Genomic DNA, 6239 nt, shown 5'->3' on the forward strand with positions numbered 1-6239 from the left:
CGCGGGTTCAGACCGCGTGCATTGAGCGGGTACCGAGGTCCTTACACGGAACCGTGTCGTCGGGTTCCGGGAACGCCGACGCCCGCGGCTCCGTTTTCTGGGGCATGCGCACGGGCACGCTTCCGGAGGCCGCGCTCCGATCTGGATCGATGTGAGCAGGTTCGATGCGGGCAGGACCGATCAGCAGCCTCCACGAGCGATCGACGCGTGACGGCGTCGGAATCTGGATTGCCCTCGCCCTGGTCTACATGGTGTTCGCGGGTTCGGTGAGCCTGAACGAGGGGCTGGCGGCCGTCGGCTGTGCCACCCTCGGAACGGTCTGGTGGTGGGGAGTGGGGCGGCGCGGCGGCGTGCGGTTCCGCTTCGACCGGGCGGCCCTTCGGCCGATGGGGCCGGCCCTCCTCGGGATGCCCCGCCAGACCGCACGGGTCGGCCTCCACCTGGCGAGGGTCGCGCTCGGTTCCGCCGAGGGTGGAGTCACCCGCGAGCGCAGCGTCTCCGAAACGGACTGGGCGGCGCCCACCGGGGACACGGCACCGGCTGCGCGTGCCGTCGGGCTGCTCGCCGCCGCCCTTGCCCCCGACAGCTACGTGCTGACCCTCGACCGTACCCACGGCACGGTGGCGACGCATGCCCTTGAGGACGTGGCGCGATGACGATTTGGACGGCGGCCATCCTGGCGCTGCTGCCCCCGCTGGCCCTGGCAGCGGCGATGGCGTGGCGGGGCCGCCCCGGCCAGCGCTTCGCCGCCTACCAGCTCGCCGGCAGCATCACGGTCCTGATCCTGACGCTGCTCGCCTTCGCCACCGATCAAGCCTCGATCACCGATCTCGCCCTCACCCTGGTCCTGCTCAACCTGCCGGGCACGATGCTGCTCGCGGTTTTCCTGGAGCGCTGGATATGAGCGTCGTGATCGGCATGCTCCTCGGCCTGACGGTGGCTGCGACGTGGCTCGCAGCGCTCGCCCTCTGGCGCCTGCCCCGGGCGCTGGACCGGCTTCACGCCCTCGCCTTCCTCAACGTCGCGGCCTCGGGTTTCGTGACCGTGGCGGCCTTCCTGGCGGACGGCATCTCGGGACGGTCGCTGAAGATCCTGCTGATGATGGTGGTCTTCCTCGTCTGGGCCGCGGTGCTGTCGCACGTGTCCGGCCGCGCCCTGCTGATGCGCGAGGGCCGTTCGGCATGAGAGCGCTCCGATGACCGTCATCCTGCCGCTTCTCTTCCTGTTCACCGCCGTCTCCGGCACGGCGGTGGTGCTGGTGCGCGACCCGGCCCGGCAGGTCTTCGCCATCGCGGTCAACGGGCTCGTGCTGGCGATCCTGTTCGACGCGCTGCAGGCCCCCGACGTCGCCCTGTCGGAGCTGGCGGTGGGCTCGGCGGCGGTGCCGCTCCTGTTCCTCGTGGCGCTCATGGCCGTGCGGAACCAGCCGCCCGAGGAGGAATCGTGAGTCCGCGCCTCCGCGTCGCGCTGCTGGCGCTGTCGGCCCTCGTCCTGCTGCCCGGCGCCGCCGCGGTCATCGCCGGCCTGCCGCCGTTCGGCGCGACGATCGCCCAATACGGCGAACGCATCAACGCGATCACCCCGGAGGCGCGCCACGTCGCCAATATGGTGAGCGCGATCAACTTCGACCTGCGCGGCCTCGACACCCTCGGCGAGGAATTCATGCTCCTCGCCGCCATCACCGGCACCGTCGTCCTGCTGCGGGGCCGCCGTGGCGAAGGCAACACGGAGCGCGCCCTCCACCGGCCCGGCCGCGCCGTGATCCCGCGCTCGGAGGCCACGGTGCTCGCCTGCCGGATCGCCGGCCCGCTGACGGCGCTCTTCGGGCTCTACGTGGTGCTGCACGCGACGGTCACCCCCGGCGGTGGCTTCCAGGGGGGCGTGATCCTCGCCTCCGGGACCCTGCTGATCTACCTCGGCGAGGGCTACGCCGGCTGGCGGGACGCCATCCGCAGCCATTGGCTCGACGCCCTGGAGGGCGGCGGAGCGCTGCTCTTCGCCCTGTGCGGGCTGGCGCCGATGCTCACCGGCGCCGCCTTCATGCAGAACGTCCTGCCGCTCGGCACCTTCCGCGACCTGTTCTCCGGCGGCCTGATGCTGGTCGAGAACCTCGGCGTCGCCCTGGCGGTGGCCGGCGGCTTCACGCAGCTCTTCCTGGAATTCATGGAAGAGACCCGCGCGGCGGACGAACCCGAAGAGCCCGGAGAGGAATCCGCGTGAGTATGCTGCCCTACGCGGTTGCCGCGTGGCTGTTCGGCGTCGGCCTCTACGGCATCGCCACGAGCCGCAACTTCATTCACCTCGTGGGCTGCCTCGGCGTCTGCCAGTCCGCGACTTACGTGCTGCTGCTCGGCCTCGGCTACCGGTGGGGCAGCATCGCCCCGATCTTCTATGACCATCCGCCGGGCACGCCCGCCGTCGATCCCGTGATGCAGGCGCTGGTGCTCACCGATATCGTCGTCGGCGCGACGCTGACCGCCCTCCTCCTCGTCCTGACCATCCAGGCCTACAAGCGCGGCGGCAGCCTGGATCCGGAGAAGCTCCGGCCGATGCGCGCCGGCGGCCCCTCCCCGGGCGGCAAGGAAGCGGGCCGGGTGGACGGAAGCCAGCGGACCACCCCGTGACCGCCTTCCCCGCCGCGCTCCTCCCGCTGCCGGTCGCCCTTCCCCTCGTGGTCTGCGCCACGATGCTGGCGACCGCCCATCTGCTGCCGGGCCGCCTCGCCGATATCCTGGCGACGCTCGCCGCGCTCGGCGTCGCGATCCTGTCCGGCGTGATCGCCACAAATGCCGCCGACGGTCCCCTCGTCTACTGGTTCGGGGGCTGGGAGCCCCGCGACGGCGTCCATCTCGGGATCGGCTTCTCGGTGGACGCGGTGAGCGGCTGGGTCGCGGCCTTCATCGGCCTGCTCTATGCCCTCACCTTCGTGTTCGCCTGGGGCTTCTTCGGCCGCACCCACGGGCACTTCCACATCCTGATGCTGCTGTTCCTGGCCGCCATGGTCGGGTTCTGCTTCACCCGGGACATGTTCAACATGTTCGTGTGGTTCGAGGTGATGAGCGTCGCCGCCTTCGCGCTCACGGCCTACCACTTGGCGGAATCCGCGCTCGCTGGTGCCATCAACTTCACGGTGGTCAACAGCCTCGCCGGATTCCTGATGCTCGGCGGCATCGGGTTGATCTACGCGCAGACCGGCACGCTGGATTTCGACGGGATCGCGGCCGCGGTGGCGCGCGCCGGCCGCGACCCGGTCGTGGCCGGTGCCTTCTGCCTCGTGGCGGTCGCGCTGATGATCAAGGGCGCGATCGTGCCGTTCCAGTTCTGGCTCGCCGACGCCCACGCGGTGGCGCCGAGCCCGGTCTCGGTCATCTTTTCCGGCTCGATGGTCTCGCTCGGGCTGTTCGGCCTCGCGAAGGTCAGCGCCGTCGTGTTCGGGGGGGCCGAACAGGTCCAGCATGCGCTGCCGGCGCTGCTCACTGCCCTCGGCGGCTTCACCGCTCTCCTTGGCGGCTGGATGGCCCTGCTGCAGCGCCACCTGAAACGGATGCTCGCTTTCTCGACGATCTCGCATGCCGGGATCATGCTCACCGCCCTCGGTGCCCTCTCGGCGGGTGGGACGGGCGGGATGCTGGTCTACGTGGTCGGCCACGGGCTGGTGAAGGGCGCCCTGTTCATGATCGCCGGGATCCTGCTGGCCACCCGGGCGAGCATCGACGAGATCGCCCTGCGCGGCCTCGGGCGCGGCATCGGGCCGGCCGGGATCGCCATGGGGCTGGCCGGGCTCCTTCTCTGCGGCCTGCCGATCGGGATCCTCGACCAGGGGACACGCCTCGTCCAGGGCGCTCTGATCCAGCAGGGGCACGCAATCGCCCTGGCCGCCGGTGCCGTCGGCGCGGCGCTGACCGGGGCGGCGGTGCTCCGGGCTGCGGGCCGTATCTTCCTCGGCCTCGGACCGGATCCCGGCGACGAGGCCGGGGCGCCGAGCGAGGACGAGCTCGAGAAGGCCAACCGGCCCCTCTGGCTCATGCTCGCACCCTGCTGCGTGCTGCTCGCCCTCGATGTCGGGCTTCCGGCGGACCTGATCGCGCACGCCCTGCCGCGGGCGACATCGGACTTCATGCACCGGCCGATGGCGGGGGCACTTGCGGAGGGGCCGGCGTGGTTGCCGTGGACGTCCGTCGTCCTCGCCCTGGCGGGCGCGGGGTACGGTCTGTTCCGGAGGAGGCTGCCGGCTTTCGTGGTCCGTCCCGTGAGCGTCACGCAATCGGCGCCGACGCGCACCCTGGAGGTGCTGCACAGCGGCCTGATCGGGGACTATGCGACGTGGCTGGCGGTCGGGTTGGCGGTGGTGGCGGCCGTGGTGGCGATGGCGTGACGGCGCGCGCGGAGAGGCCTGGCGCCCTCGAGCGATTGGACTTGCCCCGCGAAAGTGGAGAGCTCTTTTCCTGAAGGAGGGGGTTTCCGATGGCGGACCGGAAGCAGACCTTTACCCCTGAGTTTCGCGCTGAGGCGGTGCGATGAGCGCAGACGAGCGGGCGGTCCCGCCGCGAGGTGGCCGCCGATCTCGGCGTTGGGCTCTCGACGCTGCGCACCTGGATCGAGGGCCGGCGTGAGCGGGAGATGGATCACCCGCCGGCCGATCGGCAGGAGGACATGGCCGCCGAGCTCAAGCGCCTGCGGCGCGAGAACGAGGTGCTGCGTCAGGAACGGGAGATCCTGAAGCGGGCCACAGCTTTTTTCGCCAAGGAGGGAAGTCGATGAGATTCCGCSTCATCGACGCGGCGARGAAGGACTTCCCCGTCGCGAGCCTGTGCAAGGTCCTCGCCGTCAGCCCGAGCGGCTATTTCGSCTGGAAGAACCGCCCGGCATCGACGCGGCAGCGCGAGGCTCTCGTGCTGCTTGCCCACGTCCGGTCCGCCCTCACGCTCTCGCACGAGACGTACGGCAGCCCGCCCATGACMCACGAGCTGCGCGAGCAGGGTTGGGCGGCACGTCGGCGGCGCGTGRCCCRGCTGATGCGGGAGAACGGGCTCAAGGCCCGCCAGCCGCGCCGTTTCCGGTCGACCACCGACAGCAGTCACGCCTTTCCAGTCGCCCCCAACCGGCGCGCCAAGGACTTCACGGCGGCGGGGCCGGATCGGAAGTGGGGCGCGGACATCTCCTACGTCTGGACGCGGGAGGGCTGGCTGTACCGGGCTGGCTGTACCGGGCGGTGGTCCTCGATCTGTACTCCCGACGGGTCGTGGGCTGGGCGGTGGGCGATCGCCTTCACAAGGAACTTGCACCGGCTGCGTTGCGACGTGCCCTTGTCGTCCGACAAACCGGACCARGTTTGTTGTATCATTCCGACCGCAGCAGTCAGTACTGYTCGAAYGAGTAYCARGCGGAGCTACGAGGCCGCGGCATCGTGATCTCKATGTCCRGYAAGGGAAATTGCTTTGACAACGCGATGGTCGAGACGYTCTTCAAGACGCTGAAGAGCGAGTTGGTCTGGCGCACCGCGTTCCAGACGCGAGCCGAGGCYRTCGMCGCGCTGGCCCGTCACATCGATGGCTTCTACAATCCCCGACGCCGTCACTCGGCRCTCGGCTTCACAAGCCCCACCCAGTTCGARAGGGGCATCGCCCACCAAACCGCTCTCCACTAAACTGAACCAAGTCCAGTCGCGTGCTTCAGCGCTTTCGTGAGGCTCCGCAGCATGTCGTCGCGCGACTGAACCAGGGCAGCTTGGGTGATAAGGATTTGCATCTCGCGGACGTGCTCGGAGGCGGCGCGCTGATGCCGTTCCTGTCCCTCATCGGCGAATTCCTGGTGAAGCTGCTCGGCTCCGGCATCTTCGCGCCGGTGCTCGCCTACCTCGGCAAGCGCTCCGGAAACGGGGTGCTGACGAATAGCCAGAACGTGATCGGCGACGTCACGGTCGCCCAAGCGCAGCTCACCGCCTATGTTGAAGAGCAGAAGGTCTTAGCGGCGGAGAGGGCGAAGCTCGCCGAATCGAAGTGGACGAACTGTGATCCGGGAGTGTCAGGAATTTCGTGTGGGGGCGGCGTGTTGAACATCAGGCCGCCATGGCCCTTGTGAAGCGCTCGCCGAAGATGACGGCGAACTGCGCCTTGGCCATGACCACCTCAGGCGAGGCCATCGTCCACGCCTTCTCGGAGCGGTTCAAGACCAGGTAGAGCAGCTTCAGGTCGGCCTCGTCGGTCGGGAAGTGACCGCGGGCGCGCACGGCCCGGCGC

Annotated in this window: 8 protein-coding genes and 2 pseudogenes; 9 read left to right on the top strand and 1 reads right to left on the bottom strand. The window is 69.8% G+C overall.

The genetic code is table 11. The features are described 5' to 3' along the window. Positions 1-164 precede the first annotated feature (164 nt). The 9 genes and pseudogenes from AC1DXK_RS02630 (at position 165) to AC1DXK_RS02670 (ending at position 6081) form a co-directional block, all read left to right on the top strand. Complete coding sequence (locus AC1DXK_RS02630; protein ID WP_457105766.1) at positions 165-656, top strand: hypothetical protein; 492 nt, start codon at positions 165-167, stop codon at positions 654-656. Continuing rightward, positions 653-904 carry a monovalent cation/H+ antiporter complex subunit F gene (locus tag AC1DXK_RS02635; protein ID WP_457105767.1) on the top strand — a complete coding sequence of 84 codons (252 nt, stop codon included), beginning with the start codon at positions 653-655 and terminating at the stop codon, positions 902-904. The genes AC1DXK_RS02630 and AC1DXK_RS02635 overlap by 4 nt, the downstream gene beginning before the upstream one ends. Then, positions 901-1185 carry a monovalent cation/H(+) antiporter subunit G gene (locus tag AC1DXK_RS02640; protein ID WP_457105768.1) on the top strand — a complete coding sequence of 95 codons (285 nt, stop codon included), beginning with the start codon at positions 901-903 and terminating at the stop codon, positions 1183-1185. Before AC1DXK_RS02635 ends, AC1DXK_RS02640 begins: the two co-directional genes overlap by 4 nt. Before the next feature lie 10 nt (positions 1186-1195). After that, positions 1196-1447: a Na(+)/H(+) antiporter subunit B gene (locus AC1DXK_RS02645; protein ID WP_457105769.1), complete on the top strand. Its 252-nt coding sequence runs from the start codon at positions 1196-1198 to the stop codon at positions 1445-1447. Further along, complete coding sequence (locus AC1DXK_RS02650) at positions 1444-2220, top strand: MnhB domain-containing protein (protein WP_457105770.1); 777 nt, start codon at positions 1444-1446, stop codon at positions 2218-2220. The genes AC1DXK_RS02645 and AC1DXK_RS02650 overlap by 4 nt, the downstream gene beginning before the upstream one ends. 2 nt (positions 2221-2222) lie before the next feature. Then, positions 2223-2624, top strand: coding sequence for a sodium:proton antiporter (locus AC1DXK_RS02655; RefSeq protein ID WP_457105774.1), 402 nt, complete (start codon positions 2223-2225; stop codon positions 2622-2624). Then, the gene (locus tag AC1DXK_RS02660; protein WP_477296743.1) at positions 2621-4375 is read left to right on the top strand and encodes a complex I subunit 5 family protein; all 1755 of its coding nucleotides are present in this window, start codon (positions 2621-2623) and stop codon (positions 4373-4375) included. Before AC1DXK_RS02655 ends, AC1DXK_RS02660 begins: the two co-directional genes overlap by 4 nt. Positions 4376-4464: 89 nt before the next feature. Next, positions 4465-5647: pseudogene (locus AC1DXK_RS02665) on the top strand (IS3 family transposase). A gap of 20 nt (positions 5648-5667) precedes the next feature. Continuing rightward, the gene (locus tag AC1DXK_RS02670; RefSeq protein ID WP_456687119.1) at positions 5668-6081 is read left to right on the top strand and encodes a hypothetical protein; all 414 of its coding nucleotides are present in this window, start codon (positions 5668-5670) and stop codon (positions 6079-6081) included. Here the strand turns inward: AC1DXK_RS02670 and AC1DXK_RS02675 are convergent. Next, a pseudogene (locus tag AC1DXK_RS02675) lies at positions 6059-6239 on the bottom strand (IS256 family transposase); the annotation flags it as partial. The gene AC1DXK_RS02670 and the pseudogene AC1DXK_RS02675 sit on opposite strands and share 23 nt — an antisense overlap.

It is taken from the genome of Methylobacterium sp. P3_A11 (assembly GCF_056403155.1).

Coding starts and splice junctions, on each gene's coding strand:
- AC1DXK_RS02630 (WP_457105766.1), top strand. CDS start 165: ATGCGGGCAGGACCGATCAGCAGCCTCCACGAGCGATCGACGCGTGAC.
- AC1DXK_RS02635 (WP_457105767.1), top strand. CDS start 653: ATGACGATTTGGACGGCGGCCATCCTGGCGCTGCTGCCCCCGCTGGCC.
- AC1DXK_RS02640 (WP_457105768.1), top strand. CDS start 901: ATGAGCGTCGTGATCGGCATGCTCCTCGGCCTGACGGTGGCTGCGACG.
- AC1DXK_RS02645 (WP_457105769.1), top strand. CDS start 1,196: ATGACCGTCATCCTGCCGCTTCTCTTCCTGTTCACCGCCGTCTCCGGC.
- AC1DXK_RS02655 (WP_457105774.1), top strand. CDS start 2,223: ATGCTGCCCTACGCGGTTGCCGCGTGGCTGTTCGGCGTCGGCCTCTAC.